Consider the following 25,534-nt stretch of genomic DNA (forward strand, 5'->3'; position numbering starts at 1 on the left):
TTTTTTGTTTTTGAGATTTTTTAGATGGGGTTCGTATGAAAGAAGAAAAAGAAACAGTATATGATGAGGCAATAGAGACTGCAAAAGATATAGAAGTAGTAGAGAATGTGATGATCCAGACGGCAACAACACAATTGTCGTTTAGTTCGCTGATGTTCGGTCTGGAAAGAGGCGATTATGTGATCCCGGATTTTCAGAGAATGTATCATTGGACAGAAGAACAGGCAGAGCAGCTTGCGATTTCTCTGGTTCGGGGAATGCCGATTCCGCCTATTTATGGTTACCGAAATGCAGAACAGCAGGTGGTTATTTTAGACGGACAACAGAGGGTCCTGAGTCTGTATTTTTATTATATTGGGAAATTTTTAGGAAAGAAAAGAAATGCATTTATTGATGTCAGAAAAGCAAACGATGGATCAATAAAATTTCGGGATTACCTGGAAAGCTGTGATTTAAAAGAAAAGAAGTATCAGATGGAGTCTGAGGGGAAAAATGGAAAGACGCAGATCATTGATATTACCTATCAAAACATCAGTGACCGGGTAAAACGCAAGATCGATTTTTCCCCAATTACATTGGTGGAAATTAATGTAGATAGTAAAGAATACAAAGAAAGAACCTTACATAAAATATTTGCAAATTTAAATATTGGTGGAACTCCATTGTCAAGTCAGGAATTGAGAAATGGAATTTATGGCTGTAAATTTTATGAAATGTTATATGACATTAATGATAATTCAAAAAAATGGAGAATTTTATATAATAATAAAATAACAGAAGTGAATAAAGAAAGCAAAGATGTTGAGACACTTTTGAGAATGTGTGCGTTTGATTATTATATAAAAGGAACCGATAACCAGTTTGAATTGACGGGATACAAAGGAAAAATTTCTACATTGTTAGACTCTTTTTCAGAACGGGCAAGAGAGTTTAGTGACAATCAAATTGAAGGATATCGATTAAAATTATTGGAATTTATAGATTCGATTGAAAAAGTCAGTGGGAAAAATAAAGGAGTAGCATTGGCAAGTTTCTTTGTTGCATGGAATCGGCTGAAAGAAAAGCCGTTTATCACCAGGGAAAAATATGATGCGATTGTTGGAAGTGATGCATATAAGGAGACGAACAATAGTGGAACCTCGGCAAGATCTGAAATAGAAAAAAGGATAAGGTGTGTATATGAACAGTTATCACAAAATGGTTAATCGCGTCACAGAAATGATATGTGAGCATATCGATGACACGGAGAATTTTATTTTAATTGGTGACAATTCATCAGGAAAATCTGAAATACTGCGTACAATCATTGAGAAAAAAAAGGGAGAAGCAGTTTATTATATAGATTCAGTAAACAGAACCTTTGATGCAGGAAAAGTAGAACTTTTTAGTGAAAAGTATAAAGAGATAAAACCGGATTTTCAAGGGATTACATCCGTCAGAGTTCATCCGTTTAATTTTAATTTGCAGGATACATTTGCAGCAGCATCCCGCATAGAACATTTATATGTTAAATATCGCAGGCAGATTGAAAAATTTTGTGAATCGTTTTTAGATAAAAAGTTCACTATAGAACGCGAAGATGATGGGGTCGGAAATCCGGAAAATGTTGTTAAGATCAATGGAGAGATAATGACGCTTTCCAGTGGTTATCAGGCACTTATTCGCATTTTTTGTGAAATATTGTTTTTTTCAGACTGTATGAAAGTGCAGAGACTGGAAAAAGGAATTGTGGTTATTGATGAAATAGATGAGTATTTGTCACCAAAGTATAGTGCGGAAATTTTAAATTTCCTTCATGATGAATTTTCAAATATTCATTTTATAGTAACAACACATTCACTTGATCTGGTTGAAACCACCGAAAATGCAACGATTATTGTGATAAACAAATGTACGTATGCTACCTATACCAGCGAATTTCTGAGAGACACGGTTTCGGCAAATGATATTTTTACGAATCTCTTTTTTGAAAATCGAAAACTTCATGTGTCTGATAATGACGATATGGATAATCAATTACGTCAGTATTTGAACAGTAAAGTTGCAGGTATGTGGGATGAAAAAATGCAGGAAGAGTTGGAACAAATTAATTTGGAGGATTTGAAACCACATCAGAGATTGATTTTCAAACAGATTAAGGAGTGGTAAAATGGAGGATTTCTTTGTGGTAGATATTCCTGTATTTGTGCCAGAGTACGACAAGGATAAAAAATATGGGTGGACAAATTATAAAGATGAATTGTGGGATTTACTAAAAGAAACAACTCATGGCTATTGTATGTATTGTTATGATCGCATTTGGATCAATCAAGAAAGACGCGGACAGATCGAACATGGAATAGAAAAAAAGAATTCAATGAAACGTTTACAGGATTGTGTGCCAAATCTCGGAATTTCCTGCGAAAATTGCAATCAGAAATACAAGAAGCGAGGGGAACAGAAGAGAAGACTTTCACAGGAACAGATATGTGAATTTGAAAAGGGAGAATGTACATCATTTGAATGTAAAGAGATGTGTACTTCTTTTCGAAAAATACGAAGAGCATATGTAAAACAGGGAAAGATTATGATTCAACCATTTGAAACAAAACTGGAAGAAAACGGAAATGTTTTAAGAATTCAGTATGATTTATTACAATGTAAATATATTCCCATGAAATCATATCATTACACTGAGCAGGAATTAGAAGTTATAAGGAAACATATAGAGTTATTTGCGTTGAACAGTCCGGAAAGAAAAAATTATGAGATCGCGAAATATTGTAAAAATGTGATAGATAATAGATCTTTAATGCTTGGGATAGATTATAATAATCTTATTGTAGATCTGTTTAGAGAAAAGCTAGTGAGTTTACATGAACTGGAAAAAGCAATCAAGCTGTGCAAAACGATATATTGTATGGCAGATTTAAAAGAAAGTACATAAAGGCAGGTACAAAACATGCACACAACAATCATCGCAGAAGCAGGTGTCAACCACAACGGCAGCATGACACTTGCGAAGCAAATGGTAGAAAAAGCAAAACAGGCAGGAGCCGATTACGTAAAATTTCAGACATTCGTTCCGGAAAAGCTGGTCTCCCGTTTCGCCCAGAAAGCAGAATATCAGAAGGAAACGACCGGAGCGGCAGAGTCGCAGCTTCAGATGTTACAGAAGCTGGCACTGACACAGGAGGATTTTATAGAACTACAGGCGTATTGTAAAACAGTCGGGATCGGCTTTTTGTCTACACCGTTTGATCTGGACAGCATTGCATTTTTGGAAAAACTGGATATGGATTTCTGGAAGCTTCCTTCCGGCGAAATCACAAATCTGCCATATCTGGAAGCAATCGGCCGAACAGGAAGAGATATTGTTATGTCTACCGGCATGTGTAATATGCAGGAAATTCAGGATGCAATTTCCATTTTGGAGAAAAGTGGAGCAGGGAAGATTATCGTGTTGCATTGCAATACGGAATACCCGACACCCTATACGGATGTGAATCTGCTTGCCATGCAGCAGATGCGTCAAACGTTACAGAAACCGGTTGGATACTCAGATCATACGATCGGTATTGAAGTACCAATCGCTGCAGTTGCTTTGGGGGCAACGGTCATCGAGAAACATTTTACGCTGGACAAGCAGATGGAGGGGCCGGATCACCGGGCAAGTCTGGAGCCACAGGAACTGGCGCAGATGGTAGCCGCAATCCGGAACATTGAGCAGAGTCTTGGCAATGGAAAGAAAAAGCGCACAGCATCGGAAGAAAAAAACTGCGCAGTAGTAAGAAAGAGCATTGTTGCTAAACAGGTAATTAAACAGGGAGAACTTTTTACAGAGGAAAATCTGACAGTTAAACGGCCGGGGACAGGAATTAATCCTATGCGGTGGCATGAGATAATTGGAAAAATTGCCGATAGACAGTATGATGTGGATGAATGTATTGAGGATGTAAAATGAAAAATATAGGGATATTAACAGGAACAAGAGCGGAGTATGGTTTATTAAAACCAGTGATGCAGAAGGTTGAGCAGGATAAAGATTTAAATTTATGTCTGATAGTTACAGGGATGCATTTATCGGAACAATTTGGGTATACATATCGTGAAATTGAAAAAGATGGATTTAGAATTGACTATAAAAATGATATGGAACTTGTGTCAGATACATCCTATGCAATATGTAAATCCATGGGAAAAGAATTAGCTGGATTTGCGGATATATTTGAAGAGGCTGATCTGGATATGCTAGTATTATTGGGAGATCGTTTTGAAATTCAGATGGCAGCAGTAGCGGCAATGCTGTATCGTATACCAGTTGCACATATCCATGGAGGCGAATTGACGCAGGGACTGATGGATGATGCGATTCGTCATTCTGTGACAAAAATGAGTGATTTACATTTTACAAGTACAAGTGAATATGCACAAAGAGTAATTCAGATGGGAGAACAGCCAGAGAGGGTATTTTGTGTGGGGGCATTGGGAATTGAAAATATCAAAAGTATTCGACTTTTGTCAAGAGAACAACTGTGTCAAAAGTTTGGAGATATTTTTTTGCATAACTATATTATGGTTACCTATCATCCGGTTACTTTGGAAAAACACACGGCAGGAATCCAGTTTCAAAAACTATTAAATGTGGTGGAAAATCACCCGGAATACCATTATATTTTTACATATGCAAATGCAGACACAGATGGGGCGATTATTAATAAAATGATTGAATCTTATACACAGGAACATAAAAATACAAAAGCTTTTGTTTCTATGGGACAATTGGGATATTTAAGTGCGCTCCAGTATTGTAGTGCAGTATTGGGAAATTCATCAAGTGGTATTATTGAAGCACCATCATTTCATATTCCGACGATAAATATAGGGGATCGTCAAAAGGGACGTGTCAGGGCAAAGACGGTTATTGATTGTGGTTATGAAACAAGGGATATTGAGCAGGCACTCACAGAATCACAGAATCAGAAGTTTAAGGATTTATGTCAGGAGAGTACAAATCCATATGAGGGGAAAAATACATCGGAACAAATTATCATGCAAATAAAAAAATACTTAAATCAGGTACAGGGAAAACAAAAGATATTTTATGATATAGAGGTGTAGTGTGAAGATTTTATATATTGGATGTGTGGAATCATCGTATTTATTATTAGAAAAATTGATCGAAGCTGGTGCAGATATTGTTGGTGTAATTACAAAAAAGGAATCAAATTATAATTCGGATTTTAGAGATTTAGTTCCGCTATGCGAAAAAAAAGAAATTCCATATGAATTAGTGGAAAATATAAACGAAGAAAAAGTTTATAAGTTTATAGAGAATATACAACCAGAAATTGCCTTCTGTTTCGGCTGGTCACAGTTGATTAAAGATGATATTATTCAAAAAATTCCACAGGGAATTATAGGATTTCATCCGGCTGCATTGCCCAAAAATAGGGGACGCCATCCGATTATATGGGCATTGGTGTTGGGGTTACAGGAAACAGCCTCTACATTTTTCATGATAGATGCCTCAGCAGATACTGGAGATATTGTATCACAAAAAATAGTTAAGATTTCGTACGAAGATGATGCAGCAACATTGTATCAGAAGATTATGACGATTGCTTGTGAGCAAGTAGTTGAATTATGGGAGCAGTTGCAGAATGGGACTGCAAATAAAATTAAGCAGGATGTAATAGAGGGAAATTCGTGGAGAAAGCGGTCGAAAAAGGATGGTGAAATTGACTGGCGTATGTCAGGACGGAGCATTTATAATTTAGTCAGAGGCTTGACAAAACCTTATGTAGGAGCGCATTTTGTACATCAGGGAAAAGAGATAAAAGTTTGGAAAGTATGTGAAATAGATACCGATAAGTATGAGAATATAGAGCCAGGAAAAATATTAGACATTTATGAAAATGGAGATATTGACATAAAAACCGGAGATAATGTGATTCGACTAATTGAATATGAATCTGTAGAACTAAAATGTGGAGAATATTTGTAAGAAAGGGAAAAATATGAAGGTGATGGTTGTGTCTCCGCATCCAGATGATGAGACATTAGGAGCTGGAGGAACTTTATTAAGATTAAAAAAGGAAGGACATCAAATTTATTGGCTAAACATAACAGATGCAAAAGAAAAAGATGGATGGAGTGCATCATTTATAAAGCAGCGAAAAGAGCAAATACAGAGAGTGTGTGATTTTTTTGAATTTGATGATGCATTTAATTTGAAATTTCCACCAGCAAAGTTGGAAATGCTGGAAAAGAGCATATTAATTCAGAAAATTGGAAGCTGTTTTCAGACTGTCGAGCCGGAATGGATTATTTTACCAGACCCAAATGATGCACATTCAGATCATAAAATTACATATGAAAGTTGCATATCGTGTTCAAAAATTTTTCGGTATCCCTATATTCACAGAATTACAACAATGGAAATTTTGTCTGAGACAGATTTTGGTCGGATAGATAATCCGTTTGTTCCAAATTATTTTGTAAATATATCAGATTATATGAAAAGTAAAATACAGGCATTGGAAATATATGATACAGAATTAGGAGAACATCCATTTCCAAGAAGTGTAGATAGTGTAAAAGCATTGGGCACTTTACGGGGCGCTTGTGCAGGAGTAAAATATGCAGAGGCGTTTCGTATAATTAAATGGATAGAATAGGAGTGCAAATGAAACATTTGGCAGTAATCACCGCACGCAGCGGTTCAAAAGGATTAAAAGACAAAAATATTAAATTACTCGAAGGAAAACCGCTTCTGGTCTACTCCATCGAGGCAGCCAGACAGTCCGGAAAATTTGACTGCATTCATGTCTCGACCGACAGCGAAAAATATGCGCAGATTGCGCGGAAATATGGAGCGGATGTGCCGTTTTTGCGTGACGCGGCACTTGCCACGGACACGGCAGGAACCTGGGATGTGTTAAGAGCAGTTGTGCAGCAGTATGCCGCAATCGGGCAGCAGTTTGACACCATTACCCTGTTGCAGCCGACTTCCCCGCTTCGCGATGCGGCAGATATCAAAATGGCATTTGAGATTTTTGAAAAGAAAAACGCACAGTCGGTGGTCAGTGTCTGTGAAGCAGAACATTCACCACTGCTTTGCAATACATTAAAAGAAGATCAGTCCATGTGTGGATTTGTTGATTTACAGAAAGTTGGCCGGCGGCAGGATATGGGAACATATTACCGGTTGAACGGTGCCATTTATCTGCAGACCACGGAACTTCTGATGAGTCAGGGAGATCTGTACGGAGAACATTCCTATGCCTGCGTGATGAGTCAGGAACATTCCATCGACATCGACACTGCACTGGATTTTAGGATCGCGGAGACAATTATGAGGGCATCCTCTTAACATTTTTTCACACTGGTCGATATATATAACAGGTCTATCATGGAAGATAGAAAAAGAGAACGTTTTCTTGGAGAAAACGAAAGAAGAAACATGGAGGTTCCCATATGAAGACAGAGCAGTTAGCGTTATTTTTAATATCCCCGGACAGTACGGTTGTGGAAGCGATGCAGCGCATCGACCGTAATGCCAGGGGTATTTTATTTGTGACCAATGAGCAGCAGAAACTGCTTGGTGTTGTCACGGATGGAGATATCCGCCGCTGGCTGATCCGCACGGGAGAACTGAAAGCTCCGGTATCCGGTCTGATGAATACCGAACCTAAGAGAATTTCCAGGAAAGAGCATGCAAAAGCACATGAGGTTATGGTGCAGCATTCCATCACGGCGCTTCCGGTTGTCACCACAAAAGGCGTGGTATCTGACATTTTGTTCCGGGATGAGCAGGTGGCAAAAAAGAAAAAGCCGCAGGGGATTTTAAAAGAGGTTCCGGTCGTGATTATGGCGGGCGGAAAAGGGACACGTTTATATCCGTATACCAAAATTCTTCCGAAACCGCTGATCCCGATTGGAGATATCCCGATCATGGAGCGGATCATCGGGAAATTCTGTGAGTTTGGAACGACACAGTTTTATGCGACAGTCAATTACCGCAAAAATATGATTCGCTCCTATTTCTCCGAGATTTCAAAAAACTATTCTCTTGAATATGTCGAGGAGGATAAACCACTTGGCACAGCGGGAAGTTTACAGTTGATCAAAGAGGAGTTTTCCCGGCCGTTTATTGTGACCAACTGTGACATTTTGATTCATGCGGATTATGAAGATATTTACCGTTATCATAAAGAGGCGGGAAATGAACTTACGATTGTCACGGCACTCAAAAATATCGAAGTTCCGTATGGGGTTATTCATTCCAGTGAAAACGGAGCCGTCCAGTCCATGGAAGAAAAGCCGAAACTTTCGTATTTTGTTAATACCGGCATGTACATTTTAAATCCGGCACTGAAAAAAGAGATCCCGGAGGATACTTTTTTTCATATGACGGATCTGGCAGACAAGCTTTTGGCAGAAAACCGCCGGGTGGGAATGTATCCGATCAGCGAGGATTCCTTTCTGGATATGGGTGAGTTTGAGGAAATGCACCGTATGGAAGAAAAACTGAATTTGAAATCTGAGTAACAATTGGAAACAGAAAGGACATATAGAGCAATGAAAAAAGTATTAGTAACCGGAGCAGACGGTTTTATCGGAAGCCATCTGACCGAGAGCCTTGTGGAAAAAGGCTATGACGTAAAAGCATTTGTATATTACAATTCGTTCAACAACTGGGGCTGGCTGGATACACTGCCAAAGGAAAAACTTGACCAGATTGAAATTTTTGCCGGGGATGTGCGGGATCCGAACGGTGTGCGCACTGCGATGAAGGGTGTGGATCAGGTCTTTCATCTGGCAGCATTGATTGCGATTCCGTTCAGTTATCATTCGCCGGATTCCTATGTGGATACAAACATCAAGGGAACGTTAAATGTGCTGCAGGCGGCACGCGATCTGGGCACGGAAAAAATCATGGTGACATCGACTTCGGAAGTATATGGCACCGCACAATATGTCCCGATTGACGAAAAGCATCCATTTCAGGGACAGTCTCCGTATTCTGCGACAAAAATCGGAGCAGATCGTCTGGCAGAAAGCTTTTACCGCAGCTTTAATCTTCCGGTTGCAATTGTCCGTCCGTTCAACACTTATGGTCCAAGACAGTCTGCGCGTGCAGTGATTCCAACGATTATTTCACAGCTTCTGGCAGGAAAAGAGGAGATTAAACTTGGTTCCCTGACACCAACGCGCGATTTTAACTATGTAAAAGATACCGCGGCAGGCTTTATTGCAATCGCAGAGTCAGACAAGACAATTGGACAGGAAATCAATATTGCTACCCAGCAGGAGATTTCGATCGGAGATCTGGCACAGGAGATTATTTCCCAGGTCAATCCGAATGCACATATTGTGTGTGACGAGCAGCGCCTTCGACCGGAAAAGAGTGAGGTCAATCGTTTGCTCGGCTGCAACGCAAAAATCAAGGAGTTGACCGACTGGAAGCAGCAGTATACATTCGAGCAGGGAATTGCAGAGACGATTGCATGGATTCGTCAGCATATGGATGCATATAAGACAGACATTTATAATGTGTAAGTTGTAATTTTAAGAAAAGAGGGAGCAAAATGGGACGATTTGTACCTTTATCGATTCCGAATTTTGAGGGAAATGAGCGAAAATATGTAGATGATGCACTGGATCAGGGATGGGTTTCCACCGGTGGTGCATACATCACGGAGCTGGAAGAAAAACTGGCAGAGTTTTTACAGGTGAAGAAAACAGCGGCAGTGCAGAGCGGAACTTCGGCTCTTCATCTGTCTTTGATTGCCTGTGGGGTGCAGCCGGGAGATATGGTGATTGTTCCAACGCTTACCTTTATCGCGGCAGTGAATCCGGTGCGCTATCAGTTCGCGGAGCCGGTGTTTATGGACTGTGATGACAGTTTGTGCATGGATCCGCTGAAGTTGCGCCGTTTCTGCGAAAATGAGTGTGTGACAGAGGATGGACAGTTAAAGCATAGAGCTACCGGAAAAACCGTAAAAGCCATCGTAGTTGTGCATGTGTTTGGAAATATGGCAGATATGGAAGCCATCATGGATATCGCACAGGAGTTTCACCTGAAAGTGATCGAGGATGCGACAGAAGCACTCGGCACACAGTATACGAAGGGGCGTTATGCCGGAAAATTTGCCGGAACTATTGGCGATTTTGGGGCGTATTCTTTTAATGGAAACAAGATTATTACAACCGGTGGCGGCGGTGCTGTGACAGCAAAAGATCCAACAGAAGTGGAGCATCTGAAATATCTTTCCACACAGGCAAAGGATGATCCGCATTTTTATATTCACAACGAAGTGGGATACAATTACCGCATGACGAATTTACAGGCGGCACTTGGTGTGGCACAGATGGAGGAACTTCCGGAATTTATCCACCGTAAGCAGAAAAATTATGGGCTGTATCAACAATTGCTGCAGGAGTTTTCAGGTGGAACACTGCTTTCATTTCGTGAGGGGACTTCCTCGAACCAGTGGTTTTATTCTTTGAAGCTGGATATGGAAAAACTACAGGGAAAAAACATGAGAGATGTGATTACAACGCTTCAGGAGCGCGGTGTGCAGACCCGGGCAATCTGGGGACTGATTCATGAGCAGCTTCCGTATCAGGATGCGATTGCTTATGAGATGGAAAAAGCACCGTACTATAGCAGTTGTATTTTAAATATTCCAAGCAGCACACAGATCACAGATGATGATATTCGCTTTGTGGTGGAACAAATAAAAGTGGTATTTAAATCTGGAATTTGAACAGATCAGGTGACATTCACAAGTATTTGTTTGGGTCAATACGCTGTGTATAGGGTATTTTATAAAACAATAAATGTTATTTACAAAAATTCTCCTTTAGAAGTATAATAGAAATACGCCTACAGGAGGATTTTTTATTGAAAAAGCAATTTGTTAAGGCAATGTTTCTGGTCGGAATTAATTACAGGAAAGCTGAAAAAACTTATACCCGCAGGATAGAAACGGAGACAATAGACAAATGAACCAGTATATATTTACCCCAACCGGATTTTACCCGGATACACAGGAAAAAGAAATTTTGGAGGGTCGCTACGAAACCTTATATCACATGGGATTTTCCAGGAGGTCAAAAGAAATGTCTTCATCGGAGTTGTTTTTATATGAACTGTCAGAGGCATTTTTCCAGTGTCTTACAGAAATGCCGGAACTGGAACTGACAAGAGAAGCGACACATGTGGTGCCGGACGAGGAACATCTTGAGCATCTGCTTTCGTCAGTTCCTTATGCGATCGGGGCAGAATATATTGACCGTAAGTGGATTGCCGGAGTATTTTTGCAGCTGGAGCAGATTTTTCAGAGGGAAATTTCAGGTTATAAAGGCAGTGTGGAATTGTACCTCACAGAGCAGAATCAGAAGCTGCATGTACCGGAGAGGATCTTTCTGCATCTGGTCATTGTTGTCCTGCCTGAACCGTGCGGCAGAGGTATCGGATCTGATTGCAGAACTGGTAGAAAGCGGGGAGATGTTCCATGTTCTGCGTTTTACAGGGAAAGAGGCATATCAGTTTCTGCGTGATGTGGAAAAAATCGAACAGACCGGGATTCTCTGCCGGATTCCGAACTGGTGGAGAAAGCGTGCAATGGAGTGTTCGGTAGAAATACGGCTGGGCGAAAAGAAACCTGCCATGGTAGGATTTGATTCGTTGATTTCGATGCAGCCACAGCTGTGTGTGGACGGAGAGGCACTTACGAAAAAAGATGTGGAACTTCTGCTGGCGCAGACGGAGGGGCTGGCATTTTTAAAAGGCAAGTGGGTAGAGGTAAATCATAAAAAACTGCGGGAACTTCTGAAACGTATGGATGGCATGGACACCAGCATTACACTGCGGGAAGCTTTGCAGATGGAAATCGGAAATGGAAAAAAGATTTCTGCAGATGTAGGTGCGCTTGTGACCAACGGGGCATGGCTTTCCAAAATGTTGCGCAATTTGCGAAAACCATCCGGTATCCGTTCGGCAGCAGTGCCGAAAACCGTTCATGCAACGCTTCGTCCATATCAGAAGGATGGGTATACGTGGCTGAATTATATGCAGAAACTGGGATTTGGTGCATGCCTGGCAGACGATATGGGACTTGGAAAAACGCTTCAGGTTCTCTGCTATCTCGAAAAGATGAGAAAATCAGACAAAGGCGCAAAAACGCTTTTGGTCGTTCCGGCATCCCTGATCGGAAACTGGCAGAAGGAGGCAGCAAAGTTTGTCCCGGATATGACGATTCAGGTTATTCACGGAAAGACATCTGCGCAGCTTGCACAAGAATTTGATGCAGGGTCTGCATTTCTTACGATAACGACATATGGCATGGTTTCCCGCATCCAGGCATTTCAGGAAACGATGTGGGACTGCGTGATTCTCGATGAGGCACAGGCAATCAAAAATCCGGGCACGAAACAGACGCGCGAAATCAAAAAACTACAGGCACAGATGCGGATTGCCATGACGGGTACGCCGATTGAAAATGACCTGACCAATTTATGGTCGTTGTTTGATTTTATAGATCATGGTCTGCTTGGGACATCCAAAGAGTTCCATGAGTTTACGAAAGGACTGGAAGAAAATCCACAGGGATATGCAAAATTAAAGTCCATGATTACCCCGTTTATGCTCCGTCGTGTCAAGACGGACAAGACCGTTATTGCAGATCTTCCGGAAAAGGTAGAAATGACGGATTTTGCACAGCTGACCAGAAAACAGACCATTTTGTACCGCAAGGTGGTTTCGGATATGGAGCAGAAAGTCCGGCAGATGGAGGCAGAACACAGCATTTCCCAGTTTGCCAAAAAGGGGATTGTGCTTACGGCAATCATGAAGTTAAAACAGATCTGCAACCATCCGGACCAGTATCTGGGACAGGATGCCTATACACCATCAGAGAGCGGAAAATTTCAGCTTTTGAAAGAAATCTGTGAGACAATCTATGAAAAGCGTGAGCGCGTGCTGGTTTTTACGCAGTTTAAGGAGATTGCGGACGATCTGGCAGCGTATCTGGAGACCGTTTTTCATGCTAAGGGCTATGTGCTGCACGGAGGAACATCGGTGGCGAAGCGGACGGAAATTGTGGATGCCTTTCAGGGAGAGGCCTATGTACCGTTTATTGTGCTGTCTGTAAAGGCAGCCGGAACCGGACTGAACCTGACGAAAGCAAACCATGTCATTCATTTTGACCGCTGGTGGAATCCGGCAGTGGAAAATCAGGCAACGGACCGGGCATTCCGGATCGGGCAGAAAAAAGATGTGATCGTACATAAATTTGTCTCTCAGGGAACGATTGAGGAAAAAATAGATGCGATGCTGGAATCGAAAAAGGAACTGGCGGAAAACGTAATCGGAAGCGGCTCCGAAAAGTGGATTACGGAGTTAAGTAACGAAGAATTGTTCTCATTATTGCGATTGGAGTAAACGGTATGCGAAGATATTGGGAAATTGATCAGACATTTGCCCAGCCGAGTGAATCTCTGTTAAAGAAAAATCTAAAAGAGAGCGTGAAAAAGCAAAAAGAAAAGGGAAATAAGCTGGAGCCGGTTGTTATTTCCGGCAGGGCAATTGCTAAAAGCTGGTGGGGAAAAGCCTGGTGTGACAATCTGGAGCGCTATGCGGATTTTGCAAGCCGGCTGGAGCGTGGGAAGCGTTATGTGCGGACCGGAACGGTAATTGATCTGAAAATCCAGAAAGGAAAAATCATTGCAAGAGTGCAGGGAACCAGAAAAACTCCCTACCGTGTGGAAATCCGTATCAGCCCGCTCACAGAGAAAAAGTGTGAAGCGATTCTTGAACGGTGTGGTAAGATTGAGACTCTGGAACGATTACTGTCCGGTGATTTCCCAGATGATATGAAAGAACTGTTTCAGGGAGAGGATGGGCTTTTTCCACAGCCAAGTGAGATCAGTTTTCAGTGCAGCTGTCCGGACTGGGCACTGATGTGCAAACATGTGGCAGCAGCACTTTACGGTGTGGGGGCACGGCTTGACACAAATCCGGCATTGTTTTTTGAATTGCGTGGAATCGAGATCGGACGGTTTGTGGATGTGGCACTTGCCAATCGTGTGGAACGGATGCTTGAGAATGCGCAGAAACCAAGCGCAAGAATTATGGATGATGAAGAGGCGGCACAGAAACTGTTTGGCGTGTTTGGGAGGGCATAGCAAGGGATACTACACCAGCATCCCAAGCGTTCCCACCACAATCAACACCAGCCCTCCGGCTTCTTTTTTCCCCAGTTTCTCATGAAAAACAAGATAAGAAAACAGAATGGTAACCAGAATACTCAGCTTATCGATCGGCACAACGACACTTGCCAGACCATCCTGCAGCGCACGGTAATAGCACAGCCAGGAAGCACCGGTGGCAAGTCCGGACAGGCAGATAAAGCCAAGTTCCCTGTGATCGATTGTGCGCACACTGTCCTGCTTTTTCGTGACAAACACGACAATCCATGCCATGATCAGCACAACGATGGTACGGATGGCTGTTCCCAGATTGGAATCAATGTTTTCAATGCCGACTTTTCCCAGAATAGAAGTCAGGCTGGCAAAGACGGCAGAGCCAAGCGCGTAGAAGAACCAGCTCCAGCCTTTTTTCCCGGAATTCTCAAAAGAGGTTTCCTTTTTCGTGATCATCAGGTAGGTTCCCGCGCCGATCAGCACCACGCACAGAAGTTTCAGTGGGCTGATGCTCTCATGCAGGAAGAGAAAAGCGAGAAGAATGGAGAGGATGGCACTCGATTTATCGACAGGCACCACCTTATCCACATCTCCGATCTGCAGTGCACGGAAGTAGCACAGCCAGGAAGCACCGGTAGCAAGTCCGGACAGGATCAGAAATGTCCAGGTTTTGGCAGAAACACTTCCGATGCCGTGTTGTGCCCCGACCAGAAATACCATGATCCATGAAAAAATAAGTACAATAATGGTACGGATCGCCGTAGCTGCATTGGAATCGGTATTTTTGATACCGCATTTCGCCAGTATGGAAGTCAGTCCGGCGAACAGAGCTGACCCAAATGCAAATAGAATCCACATATACAATTTCCTCCCTGAGACAAGCGTAAAATGTTTTGGGGCATTTGTCAAAACTTTTTTCTTGTGATATGATAATTTTATCTTTTTCAGAGGTGACAGAATGTTTGAAAAAAAACAGATCATATACAGTGAAACACAGGGAGTCTGTCAGGTAGAAAATATTGTTTCGCTCTCCGCATCACGCAGGGAGCGAAAAATTCCGTACTATGTGCTGCGCCCGGTATTCGACAAATCCAGAGTATCTTATATTCCGGTAGAAAACCATCAGGTAAAACTGCGGGAATTGTTTACCAGGGAAGAGGCAGAGGCACTTCAGGGAACGGAAGAAATGAAAAAAGACGAAAAACTGAGACAGGCCGTGGAGTATGTATTAGGAAAAAAGGAGGGATAGGATGGCACAGCAGCAGCCACAGCAGGCAATACATAAATTTGTACTTGGAAATAAAGAACTTGAAGGAAAGACAGCGGAATTCCAGTATGACAAAGGCTGGTACAGCATTACGGATATTGTAGGGGAGGAACGCAACGTAATCTACAAATCCCGCAATGCGCAGGAAGCCTATATGAAATGGAACGTATATATCGGCCGCAAAAAAGAGAGACCGTTATCCGGCAAAAACAGCGATGCGGATCATGGAAGCCGTGCGGATGGAAACAGAGCAAACGATTCCCGTGAGCATCGGAGCCGTGATTTCCGCGAAAAGCGTGACATGACGGATCGGCGTGGAAATAACCGGGGACGTCATTGACATATAAAAACAGCACCGGGCAGGTGAAGACCGCGGTGCTGTTTTTGTTTAAAAAGTGAGCGGAGAGCATGGGATTCGAACCCACGTTGCGTCTATTCGACGCAAACCGCATTTCGAGTGCGGCACCTTCGACCTCTCGGACAACTCTCCCTTGAAATTCATCTCCGATGAATTTCCTACGTACATCGCTTCCGCGGAGCGGAACTTTCATGCGATGTGCTCCTTGAGGTATAGCGTAAGCTATATCTCCTACGTACATCGCTTCCGCGGAGCGGAACTCTCATGCGATGTGCTCCTTACATAGTATACAGAATTTACATACATTTTTCAAGTCGCTTATCTTGTGAACGGACAAAAATTATACTATAATACAAATGTGTATGTGAAACATTTGGTACACAATAAGAGAATATGCAGGAGGAAACGTGCATGATGAAGATCGGAATGCTTACCAGCGGCGGAGACTGCCAGGCTTTAAATGCAGCCATGCGTGGTGTTGTAAAAGGACTTACTACGAATGTAGACGAACTGGAGATTTATGGATTTGAAAATGGGTACAAAGGGCTGATCTATGAACAGTACAGAATTCTTACAGCCTCAGATTTTTCCGGAATTCTTACCAGAGGCGGAACGATTCTCGGATCTTCCCGCCAGCCATTCAAACAGATGCGTGTACCGGACGAGAACGGACTGGACAAGGTAGAGGCAATGAAATCCACATACCGTAAGCTTGGATTGGACTGTCTGGTGATCCTTGGCGGAAATGGTACGCAAAAGACTGCCAATCTGCTTCGTGAGGAAGGGCTCAATATCATTCATCTTCCGAAGACGATTGACAATGATATTTACGGAACAGACGTGACATTCGGTTTTCAGAGTGCAATTAATATAGCTACAGAAACCATTGACTGTATCCATACAACAGCAGCTTCCCACAATCGCGTGTTTATCGTAGAAGTCATGGGACACAAAGTGGGATGGCTTACGTTGTATGCCGGTGTGGCAGGCGGAGCAGATATCATTCTGCTTCCGGAGATCCCATACGACATCGACAAGGTTGTAGAGGCCATTCACAAGCGCACCAAAGACGGAAAGGGCTTTACGATTCTTGCTGTTGCGGAGGGCGCAATCTCCAAAGAAGATGCAGAGCTTTCCAAGAAACAGTACAAGGCAAAGGTAGCATCCCGTAAGTATCCGTCGGTTTCTTATGAGATTGCAGATCAGATTCAGGAGAAGTGTGGTGTGGAAGTCCGGGTGGCAGTTCCGGGCCATACACAGCGTGGAGGAAGTCCGTGCCCATACGACAGAGTGTTATGTACACGGCTGGGTTCCGCGGCAGCCAAAGCCATCATGGATGGAAAGTTTGGTTACATGATCGCGATGATCAACAACAAGACCAAATGTGTGCCATTGGAAGATGTAGCCGGCAAATTAAAGACGGTAGATCCGGATAGTCAGATGATTCAGGAGGCAAAACGGATCGGTATCAGTTTTGGAGATTAATCGTTCGGCTATCTGATATCCGATAAGAAGGAGAAGAAAAATGTCTTACACGGCTTTATACCGTAAGTTCCGTCCCCAGGAATTTGAAGATGTCAAGGGACAGGAACATATTGTTACAACATTAAAGAACCAGATCAAAGCCGATCGCATAGGACATGCTTATCTGTTTTGTGGTACCCGGGGTACCGGAAAAACCACAGTTGCAAAGATTTTTGCAAAAGCAGTAAATTGTGAACACCCGGTAGACGGAAGTCCCTGTGGAAAATGCCCTGCATGTCAGGGTATTGCCGCTGGGACTTCTATGAATGTCATAGAGATTGATGCGGCTTCCAACAATGGTGTCGACAATATCCGTCAGATTCGGGAAGAAGTATCTTATCGCCCGACGGAAGGCAAATACAAGGTTTATATTATCGACGAGGTGCATATGCTCTCGGCAGGTGCGTTCAATGCGTTGCTTAAGACTTTGGAAGAACCACCGGCATATGTAATTTTTATCCTTGCGACCACGGAAGCACACAAGATCCCGATTACGATTTTATCCCGCTGTCAGCGATATGATTTTCACCGGATTTCCATCGATACGATTACTGACCGTCTGGCGGAGCTGATGCGCACGGAGCAGGTGGACGTCGAGGAGCGCGCCCTGCGTTATGTGGCAAAGGCAGGAGATGGCTCCATGCGAGATGCGCTGAGTCTGCTCGATCAATGTATTGCCTTTCACCTGGGTGAGAAACTTACCTATGAAAATGTGCTGGAAGTGCTCGGCGCGGTGGATACAGAAGTATTCTCGGCATTGCTGCGTCAGGTGCTGGCAAAAGATGTGACAGGTGCAATCCTCACCGTGGATCAACTGGTAGATCAGGGACGGGAACTGGGACAGATGGTGAACGATTTTACCTGGTACATGAGGAATCTTTTGCTTATCCAGAGCGCGGATGATATGGAGGATGTGCTGGATATGTCGGCGGAGCATCTGGCAGCTTTAAAGGAAGAAGCGCAGATGGTGGAGCCGGAAACACTGATCCGGTATATCCGGATTTTTTCGGAACTGTCCAGCCAGATCCGGTATGCGGCGCAGAAGCGTATTTTGCTTGAGATTGCGATTATTAAGCTGTGCCGGCCACAGATGGAAAAGGATCTGTCGGCGCTCAATGAGCGTATGGACGATATCGAACAGAAACTGGAAAGCGGAGCATTTGTTTCGGCAGCACCACAGAGTACCGTCTCGCCGGTGAGCAGCGGTGCCGATGGGGCGGGAACCGGGACACCGGAGAAGCCGGAGCTTCCCAAAGCGATTCCGGAAGATATTAAACAGGTGATGCAAAACTGGAGATCGGTTATCTCGGAGATGGGTGGTATCACCAGACAGTATTTAAATCAGGCGGTGCCGACACTCGGACCCGCAGGAGAATTACTTCTGATGTTTGATGATGCCAATGCATTTGCCTATCTGAATGACAATAAGGCAGGGTGTATTGACCATTTGAAAGAAATGATCACACAGCGGTGTGCAAAGCAGGTAGAAGTGCAGCTCCGCTTAAATGAAGGAGGACGCAGCGCAGCCAATACGGTACCGGATTTGCGGCAATTAATCAATTTTGATATTGAGGAAGAAAACTTCTAATGGTATGATAATACAAGACAACTCTGAATCATCAGAGAAAATGAAATAGCAGGAGGACCCCCACATGGCAAAAAGAGGTGGATTCCCTGGCGGTATGCCGGGAAATATGGCAAATATTATGAAGCAGGCGCAGAAGATGCAAAAGCAGATGGAAGAAGCGCAGAAGAACTTAGAGGAGCAGGAAGTGACAGCCACAGCAGGCGGTGGAGCGGTAGAAGTGACCGTTTCCGGCAAGCATGAGGTGACAAAGGTAAAACTTGCAGAGGAAGTCGTAGATCCGGATGATATTGAGATGCTTGAGGATCTCATCATGGCGGCAACCAACGAGGCAATGCGCAAAATCGATGAAGCTTCCCAGCAGTCCATGTCACAGATTACCGGTGCATTGGGCGGAGGACTTCCGTTCTAAATATGGATTATTACAGTCATGAGATTGCGAAATTGATTGAGGAATTGTCTGCACTTCCCGGAATCGGAGCCAAATCTGCGCAGCGGCTGGCATTTCATATTTTAAATATGCCGCAGGACCACGTGGATGCACTGGCCTCGGCGATTGTTTCGGCAAAGAAAAACGTAAAATACTGTAAGTGCTGTTTTAACCTGACAGATCAGGAAATCTGTCCGATCTGCAGTGATACTTCCAGAGATCACAAGACGATTATGGTAGTGGAGAATACCCGTGATCTGGTTGCATATGAAAAGACCGGAAAATACAATGGAGTCTATCATGTGCTGCACGGTGCTATTTCCCCGATGCTTGGAATCGGACCGAACGATATCCGCTTAAAAGAACTCATGGTTCGTCTGGAGCAGGATGTGGATGAAGTGATTATTGCTACAAATTCCAGCTTAGAAGGCGAGACGACAGCCATGTATATCAGTAAACTGATCAAGCCGACCGGGATTAAAGTGACACGGATTGCCAGTGGAGTACCGGTTGGCGGAGATCTGGAATATATTGACGAAGTGACTCTCCTGCGGGCATTGCAGGGAAGAACGGAATTATAATACACCACCATTTTAAGAGGAGGAAAGAATAAATAATGAATAATTTAGAATTGGAAAAACTTGCGAATGAAATCCGCAAGAGCATTGTAACTGCAGTGCACAGCGCAAAATCCGGTCATCCGGGCGGATCGCTGTCTTCGGCAGATATTTTTACATATCTGTATTTCGAAGAGATGAATATTGATCCAAAGAACCCGAAGATGGAGGATCGTGACCGTTTTGTATTGTCCAAAGGACATGTAGCACCGGCTTATTATTCCACACTTGCAGAGCGCGGATTTTTCCCGAAGGAAGATCTTGTGACACTGCGCCATACAGGTTCGTATCTGCAGGGCCATCCGGATATGAAGCATATTCCTGGCGTTGATATGTCCAGTGGATCTTTGGGGCAGGGAGTTTCTGCTGCAGTAGGTATGGCAGCAGCCGGAAAATTTGATCACAAGGACTATCGTGTATACACCCTGACCGGAGATGGTGAGATTCAGGAGGGACAGATCTGGGAGGCTGCTATGTGGGCAGGACACAGGAAGCTGGACAATCTGGTAGTGATTGTAGACAATAATAATCTGCAGATTGATGGGGAGATTGACAAAGTATGTTCTCCGTATCCGATTGATAAGAAGTTTGAGGCATTTAATTTCCACACGATCGTGATTGACGGAAATGATTTCGACCAGATCCGTGCAGCATTTGAGGAAGCGAAGAAGACCAAGGGTCAGCCGACTGCCATTATTGCAAAGACCATCAAAGGAAAGGGAGTTTCCTTTATGGAGAATGAAGCCGGATGGCATGGAAAAGCTCCGAATGACGAGCAGTACGAAATCGCTATGAAAGATCTTGAGAAAGCAGGTGAAGCATTATGTCAGAAGTAAAGAAAATTGCAACCAGAGACAGCTATGGAAACGCATTGGTAGAACTTGGAAAAGAGCATGAGAATCTCATCGTGCTCGACGCAGATCTGGCAGGTGCTACCAAAACCTGTATTTTCCAGAAAGAATTTCCGGAGCGCCATTGGGACTGCGGTATCGCAGAGTGCAACATGACAGGTATTGCTGCAGGATTATCTACCTGTGGGAAAGTTCCGTTTATCAGTTCTTTTGCAATGTTTGCAGCCGGACGTAACTACGAGCAGGTTCGCAACTCCATTGGCTATCCACATCTGAATGTAAAGATCGGAGCTACCCATGCAGGAATTTCGGTCGGAGAAGACGGAGCTACCCATCAGTGTCTGGAGGATCTGGCTCTGATGCGTGAGATCCCTGGTATGGTAGTGATCAACCCGTCGGATGATGTGGAAGCACGCGCAGCAGTACATGCAGCATATGATTATGTGGGACCGGTGTATCTTCGGTTTGGACGTCTGGCAGTGCCGGTGATCAATGACAGACCGGATTACAAGTTTGAGATCGGAAAAGGAATCGTATTAAAAGAAGGTACGGATGTAACCATTTTTGCGACAGGACTGGAAGTGTCAGAGTCCTTAGAAGCTGCAAAGATGCTGGAGAAAGATGGAATTTCTGCAGAAGTAATCAATATCCATACCATCAAGCCGATTGACGAGGAACTGGTTGTTGCATCTGCAACAAAGACGAAGAAAGTCGTAACCGTTGAGGAACATTCCGTAATCGGTGGACTTGGAAGCGCGGTAGCGGAAGTATTGTGTGAAAAGGCACCGACAAAGATGATGCGTATCGGCGTGAATGACCGGTTTGGAGAATCCGGACCGGCGGTTGAGCTGATTCATAAATACGAACTGGACGCAGAAGGAATTTACAAAAAAGTAAAAGCTTTTGCAAAATAATACAGCAAGTACAAAGGAGGCTGTCGTATCGAAGGATATGGCAGTCTTTTTTTGCCTGAAGTCTGGAAATATGTCCGGTAGTGTCGTACGATTTTTTTCATGCCTGTCAGGTTTTTCCAAAATTCTACCGGATGGTGGTGATACTATATTCTGGAAAAACGGATAAGGAGGCAGGATATGATAGATATTGCAGAAGGACCGGGACGTGACCTGAAAAATATCAGACAGATCGGAACACCGGCAGAGGGGGATCGGATTTACATAGAAAATGCGGCGTATGCCAGGGTGCATGAAGAAACTTATGAGGAGCGGAGAGTGTTTATCTTTATGGGGCATACAGAGTGCGAGCAGGGTGTATATATGACCTTTGTAGAGGCTGCCATTCCGGTAAGGGATATGGAGTTTTCACAGAATCTACCGAGATGGGGAACACATGCGTGGTCGGATGTATTCCGTGAGATTAAGAGATCTTATGAGAATTCCATTATTGTCGGATGGGCGTTGGATTGTAAAGGATATCCACCACGCCTGACAGCAGAACTGGAAGCTATCCACAGAGAACAGTTCGGAGGTGCACATCAGGTTCTTTTCCTTATGGACAGTATGGAGGGGGAAGAATACTTTTATCTGCATAAAGGCAACCGGCTGCAACCGAAAAACGGGTTTTATATCTATTATGCAAGGGAACTGCATGAGATACGGATCCCGGATGTGACGATTGAACTGCCGAGACGTGGAACCCGGCAGATGCTTCCGGAGATTCTGACGGAGAGCAAAAAAGAGAACGAAAAAGAAGAATGCAGCAGTTCAAAGAGCGAACGCAAACCAACGTCGTATGCGATGGCTGCCGCAATCGCGTTGCTTTTAGTTCTGGCCGGGGTCGGAATCTGGCAGCAGCGAATTCATATTCCGGGCCTGGAGCAGACCGTGGAGACGATAGGGGAAAAAATCCGCCATGTGTCACAACCGGCAGAAGTCCTGGTGGGAACTGAAAAAAATATAGTGGAAGAACCGACGGAGAGCGCAAAGAGTACGGAAACCATCAGTGAACCCATGCAGCTGATACCGATTGAGGAGGTTCCGGCGGGAGCGGTGAAAAAGGCAGAGGAAGCGGCTCCTTCCACACAGCCGGCCGAGGAAAAAGAAAAACCTGTGGCGGTAGAAAATACACAAAATTATTATGTGGTACAACAGGGGGATACGTTGAGCGGAATCTGTAAACAGGCATACGGATCAATGAAAAAATTAAAAGAGCTTGAAAAGGCGAATGATCTGGAAGATTCGGATGATATCAGGGTTGGACAGAAATTATTACTTCCGTAACGGGGACTGCAATGCTATAATGATAGAAACGTAAGCGAAAAGGAGAAAAATCGGTGGCTGAAAAAACGGAATTTAAAACCGTAGAGACAAGTCAGGAAGACCTGGAGGAACTGGAAGAAAAAATCAGGAGACACAGGCATAAAATAGCCCGCAGAACGGCACTTGTGATCATTACTGTTGTAGCAGCAGTGATTTTTGTAGAACTTTGGTCTGCACTTCGCACATATTCAGGATTTGAGGTGCAGGCATCGGCGGAGAGAAAGGACAGTGCGGCAACGGGATATAAGATGTTCCAGGGAAAAATACTGGAATATGATAATGACGGAATCGTGTGTCACGATACAGATGACCGGCTGATCTGGAACCAGTCTTATGAAATGACTGCGCCGGAACTTTCCGTGTGTGAACAGTATCTTGCAGTTTATGATCGTGGAGGGACATTTATTTATATCATGTCGGAACGCGGACTGGTAAAGAAAATCGAAACGGCAACACCGATTGAACGTGTATGTGTTGCCCGTCAGGGAACGGTGGCTGTGCTGATGAAGGAGGATGATGTCTCGTATGTACGGCTTTATGACAAAAAGGGACAGGAACTTGCCAGTGGTGAATTTTATCAGGAAAAAGGAAGTTTTCCTGTAGATATTGCGCTGGCTCCGGATGCGCAGAAACTGGCAGTAGATATGCTCGACGTGACAAAGGGCAAAACCTGTTCCACGGTTACTTTCTATAACTTTGGTTCGGTTGGGCAGAATGAAATCGACAACAATGTGGGAACGTACAGTTACAAAAATACGATGATATCGGAACTGGTTTATACCGAATCCGGAAAACTTCTCGCGATCAGCGATGCCGGACTGATCTGGTTTGACGGAGCACAAAAACCTGCGCCGAAAAAACAGATAAAGTTTAAACGGGAGATACAGAGTGTCTTCTATAATAATAAATATGTCGGTATTTCATACAGCGATACCAAAAAAGAAAACAGCTGGCACATAAAAGTCTATGACATGAATGGTAAAACGGTCATGGAGAATGATACAGAGATCGCATACAACAGAATCGAGCTCCTCGATAATAATGAAATATGTGTCCGGGATGATTATAACTGTGAATTGTTTACCATACACAGCATCCGTAAATTCCGTTATACGTTTGACCGGCAGCTTTATAACGTATTGTCGGGATTGGATGGTCAGAATTATACATTGGTATTAAACGGAGAAATAGAAGAGGTACGATTACAATGAACTGGTTATTGATACTGGTTGTATTACTTGTTGCCGGAAATATTGTCTGGGGATTCTTCCGTGGTTTCCTGCGTGTGGTTTATTCAATGGCTGCCTGGATACTGATTCTGTTTTTTGTTACGTTTGCAACGCCGTATGTTGCAGACTGGATGACAGAACACACAGGTCTGGATACCAGAATTGAAAAGAATTGCAAAGAGAAATTGCAAAATGCCGTGGCAGGGGAAGAAAAAAGTACAGAAGAACAAAACACGCAGGAGCAGAAAGATCTCAGCGGTCTGGGAATGAAACTGCCGGCAAACGTATGGAACCAGATAGGGGACACACATAAACTTGCGGATGGCTGGATGGAACAAAGCGGACTGTATAATACGATTGCGTCAAAAGCATCATCCCTTGCCATGAAAGCGATTGCATTTGTTATTGTTATGCTGATTACGGTGATCGCCTTTCATCTGATTGCCACTGCGATTGATCTGGTGGCAAAACTGCCCATAATAGGAGAAGTAAATCATATGCTTGGGGGAATTGCCGGATTGATCAAAGGACTGTTGCTGGTATGGCTGGTATTTGCGTTTGCAGCAATGGGGGCAGCGACAGAAGCCGGGAGTGTTGTGATTGATGCGGTATATCAGTCGGAAATTCTGCAATGGCTATACGAAAATAATTTAATACTGACGATTCTGCTTTCGTTTTTATGATTGAATTGTGGTTTGTAAGCACCCAGGGAACAATATCTTGTGGTGCTTATATTTTTGCAAATAAAATGTAAAGTTTTTGTTGACTTTAGGTTGTCTGCGTGATATTATATCTAAGCTGACTCGTGACGAGGACACTGATACAGGCACTGGCAGGAAGCTGAGTGATGGTTGGTGGTCATGATGATGAAAAAAGTTGTTGACAAACAATGACAAACATGATAAGATATCAGAGTTGTCGCGTTTGAGAGACAACAAAGAAAATAAAAAAGTTGTTGACAACGACTTGAAGATATGATAAAATATACAAGCTGTTGAAAATAACAACAACGAACATTGATAACTGAACAGTGAAAAACCTTGAAAGATTTTGAGAATAATTCAAGAACGCTTCTATAAAGAAGCAACCTTAAAACAGTAAATCAGGACATTGTTTCTGATTAAAGCCAGATTTAATTCTGGCAGGACAAAACTTTTTAACATGAGAGTTTGATCCTGGCTCAGGATGAACGCTGGCGGCGTGC

General features: G+C 43.4%; 26 protein-coding genes and 1 tRNA gene. 25 read left to right on the plus strand and 2 right to left on the minus strand.

Annotated elements, in window-relative coordinates:
• Nucleotides 1-35 precede the first annotated feature (35 nt).
• The 14 genes from M72_RS06315 (at nucleotide 36) to M72_RS06380 (ending at nucleotide 14,175) form a co-directional block, all read left to right on the plus strand.
• Nucleotides 36-1,205, plus strand: coding sequence for a GmrSD restriction endonuclease domain-containing protein (locus tag M72_RS06315; RefSeq protein WP_055067609.1), 1,170 nt, complete (start codon nucleotides 36-38; stop codon nucleotides 1,203-1,205).
• Nucleotides 1,180-2,148, plus strand: a complete 969-nt coding sequence (locus M72_RS06320) for an AAA family ATPase (RefSeq protein WP_055067610.1) — start codon at nucleotides 1,180-1,182, stop codon at nucleotides 2,146-2,148. Before M72_RS06315 ends, M72_RS06320 begins: the two co-directional genes overlap by 26 nt.
• A gap of 16 nt (nucleotides 2,149-2,164) precedes the next feature.
• On the plus strand, nucleotides 2,165-2,926 hold the full coding sequence (locus M72_RS06325; protein WP_141652706.1) for a hypothetical protein: 762 nt from the start codon (nucleotides 2,165-2,167) through the stop codon (nucleotides 2,924-2,926).
• 15 nt (nucleotides 2,927-2,941) lie between these two features.
• Nucleotides 2,942-3,943, plus strand: a complete 1,002-nt coding sequence (gene neuB / locus M72_RS06330; RefSeq protein ID WP_055067612.1) for an N-acetylneuraminate synthase — start codon at nucleotides 2,942-2,944, stop codon at nucleotides 3,941-3,943.
• A complete protein-coding gene (gene neuC, locus M72_RS06335; RefSeq protein ID WP_055067613.1) occupies nucleotides 3,940-5,100 on the plus strand; it encodes a UDP-N-acetylglucosamine 2-epimerase in 1,161 nt (386 codons plus the stop codon). Before neuB ends, neuC begins: the two co-directional genes overlap by 4 nt.
• A 1-nt stretch (nucleotide 5,101) precedes the next feature.
• Entirely contained in the window at nucleotides 5,102-5,986 is an 885-nt protein-coding gene (locus M72_RS06340; RefSeq protein WP_055067614.1) for a formyltransferase family protein, read from the plus strand.
• 13 nt (nucleotides 5,987-5,999) lie between these two features.
• The gene (locus M72_RS06345) at nucleotides 6,000-6,659 is read left to right on the plus strand and encodes a PIG-L deacetylase family protein (protein ID WP_055067615.1); all 660 of its coding nucleotides are present in this window, start codon (nucleotides 6,000-6,002) and stop codon (nucleotides 6,657-6,659) included.
• 8 nt (nucleotides 6,660-6,667) lie between these two features.
• Nucleotides 6,668-7,354 carry an acylneuraminate cytidylyltransferase family protein gene (locus M72_RS06350; RefSeq protein ID WP_055067616.1) on the plus strand — a complete coding sequence of 229 codons (687 nt, stop codon included), beginning with the start codon at nucleotides 6,668-6,670 and terminating at the stop codon, nucleotides 7,352-7,354.
• Between the two features lie 104 nt (nucleotides 7,355-7,458).
• The gene (locus tag M72_RS06355) at nucleotides 7,459-8,532 is read left to right on the plus strand and encodes a nucleotidyltransferase family protein (RefSeq protein WP_055067617.1); all 1,074 of its coding nucleotides are present in this window, start codon (nucleotides 7,459-7,461) and stop codon (nucleotides 8,530-8,532) included.
• A 30-nt stretch (nucleotides 8,533-8,562) separates the two neighbouring features.
• Nucleotides 8,563-9,543, plus strand: a complete 981-nt coding sequence (locus M72_RS06360) for an NAD-dependent 4,6-dehydratase LegB (RefSeq protein WP_055067618.1) — start codon at nucleotides 8,563-8,565, stop codon at nucleotides 9,541-9,543.
• 29 nt (nucleotides 9,544-9,572) lie between these two features.
• Nucleotides 9,573-10,754, plus strand: coding sequence for a LegC family aminotransferase (locus tag M72_RS06365; RefSeq protein ID WP_055067619.1), 1,182 nt, complete (start codon nucleotides 9,573-9,575; stop codon nucleotides 10,752-10,754).
• 238 nt (nucleotides 10,755-10,992) lie between these two features.
• Nucleotides 10,993-11,550 (plus strand): hypothetical protein, encoded by a 558-nt coding sequence (locus tag M72_RS17330; RefSeq protein WP_055067620.1) that lies wholly within the window; start codon nucleotides 10,993-10,995, stop codon nucleotides 11,548-11,550.
• A complete protein-coding gene (locus M72_RS06375) occupies nucleotides 11,432-13,432 on the plus strand; it encodes a DEAD/DEAH box helicase (protein ID WP_261291794.1) in 2,001 nt (666 codons plus the stop codon). The genes M72_RS17330 and M72_RS06375 overlap by 119 nt, the downstream gene beginning before the upstream one ends.
• 5 nt (nucleotides 13,433-13,437) lie before the next feature.
• Nucleotides 13,438-14,175, plus strand: coding sequence for an SWIM zinc finger family protein (locus M72_RS06380; protein ID WP_055067622.1), 738 nt, complete (start codon nucleotides 13,438-13,440; stop codon nucleotides 14,173-14,175).
• Between the two features lie 9 nt (nucleotides 14,176-14,184).
• On the opposite strand, the gene M72_RS06385 is transcribed toward M72_RS06380, so the two are convergent.
• Nucleotides 14,185-15,051 (minus strand): EamA family transporter, encoded by an 867-nt coding sequence (locus M72_RS06385; RefSeq protein ID WP_055067623.1) that lies wholly within the window; start codon nucleotides 15,049-15,051, stop codon nucleotides 14,185-14,187.
• 100 nt (nucleotides 15,052-15,151) lie between these two features.
• On the opposite strand from M72_RS06385, the gene M72_RS06390 reads away from it, so the two are divergent.
• Together M72_RS06390 and M72_RS17565 are read left to right on the plus strand one after the other, a co-directional pair.
• On the plus strand, nucleotides 15,152-15,442 hold the full coding sequence (locus M72_RS06390; protein ID WP_022046504.1) for a CarD family transcriptional regulator: 291 nt from the start codon (nucleotides 15,152-15,154) through the stop codon (nucleotides 15,440-15,442).
• Nucleotide 15,443: 1 nt separating this feature from the next.
• Nucleotides 15,444-15,800: a hypothetical protein gene (locus M72_RS17565; protein WP_242853375.1), complete on the plus strand. Its 357-nt coding sequence runs from the start codon at nucleotides 15,444-15,446 to the stop codon at nucleotides 15,798-15,800.
• A gap of 60 nt (nucleotides 15,801-15,860) precedes the next feature.
• Here the strand turns inward: M72_RS17565 and M72_RS06400 are convergent.
• Nucleotides 15,861-15,950 (minus strand) — tRNA-Ser (locus tag M72_RS06400).
• A gap of 279 nt (nucleotides 15,951-16,229) precedes the next feature.
• Between M72_RS06400 and M72_RS06405 the strand changes: the two genes are divergently transcribed.
• The 9 genes from M72_RS06405 to M72_RS06445 all read left to right on the plus strand — a co-directional run bounded on the left by M72_RS06405 (nucleotide 16,230) and on the right by M72_RS06445 (nucleotide 25,013).
• Nucleotides 16,230-17,303 carry a 6-phosphofructokinase gene (locus M72_RS06405; protein ID WP_055067624.1) on the plus strand — a complete coding sequence of 358 codons (1,074 nt, stop codon included), beginning with the start codon at nucleotides 16,230-16,232 and terminating at the stop codon, nucleotides 17,301-17,303.
• A 40-nt stretch (nucleotides 17,304-17,343) separates the two neighbouring features.
• Nucleotides 17,344-18,930, plus strand: coding sequence for a DNA polymerase III subunit gamma/tau (dnaX, locus tag M72_RS06410; RefSeq protein WP_055067625.1), 1,587 nt, complete (start codon nucleotides 17,344-17,346; stop codon nucleotides 18,928-18,930).
• Nucleotides 18,931-18,994: 64 nt separating this feature from the next.
• Nucleotides 18,995-19,339 carry a YbaB/EbfC family nucleoid-associated protein gene (locus M72_RS06415; protein WP_022044976.1) on the plus strand — a complete coding sequence of 115 codons (345 nt, stop codon included), beginning with the start codon at nucleotides 18,995-18,997 and terminating at the stop codon, nucleotides 19,337-19,339.
• 2 nt (nucleotides 19,340-19,341) lie between these two features.
• Nucleotides 19,342-19,938 carry a recombination mediator RecR gene (gene recR, locus M72_RS06420; RefSeq protein ID WP_022044977.1) on the plus strand — a complete coding sequence of 199 codons (597 nt, stop codon included), beginning with the start codon at nucleotides 19,342-19,344 and terminating at the stop codon, nucleotides 19,936-19,938.
• 35 nt (nucleotides 19,939-19,973) lie between these two features.
• On the plus strand, nucleotides 19,974-20,810 hold the full coding sequence (locus tag M72_RS06425; protein ID WP_055067626.1) for a transketolase: 837 nt from the start codon (nucleotides 19,974-19,976) through the stop codon (nucleotides 20,808-20,810).
• A complete protein-coding gene (locus M72_RS06430; RefSeq protein WP_055067627.1) occupies nucleotides 20,798-21,739 on the plus strand; it encodes a transketolase family protein in 942 nt (313 codons plus the stop codon). Before M72_RS06425 ends, M72_RS06430 begins: the two co-directional genes overlap by 13 nt.
• A gap of 177 nt (nucleotides 21,740-21,916) precedes the next feature.
• Nucleotides 21,917-23,062: a LysM peptidoglycan-binding domain-containing protein gene (locus tag M72_RS06435; RefSeq protein ID WP_055067628.1), complete on the plus strand. Its 1,146-nt coding sequence runs from the start codon at nucleotides 21,917-21,919 to the stop codon at nucleotides 23,060-23,062.
• 53 nt (nucleotides 23,063-23,115) lie between these two features.
• Entirely contained in the window at nucleotides 23,116-24,312 is a 1,197-nt protein-coding gene (locus M72_RS06440) for a DUF5711 family protein (RefSeq protein WP_055067629.1), read from the plus strand.
• A complete protein-coding gene (locus M72_RS06445) occupies nucleotides 24,309-25,013 on the plus strand; it encodes a CvpA family protein (protein ID WP_055067630.1) in 705 nt (234 codons plus the stop codon). Before M72_RS06440 ends, M72_RS06445 begins: the two co-directional genes overlap by 4 nt.
• The last annotated feature ends 521 nt before the right edge of the window (nucleotides 25,014-25,534 follow it).

The organism is Roseburia faecis, assembly GCF_001406815.1.
Classification (GTDB): Bacteria; Bacillota; Clostridia; order Lachnospirales; family Lachnospiraceae; genus Roseburia; species Roseburia faecis.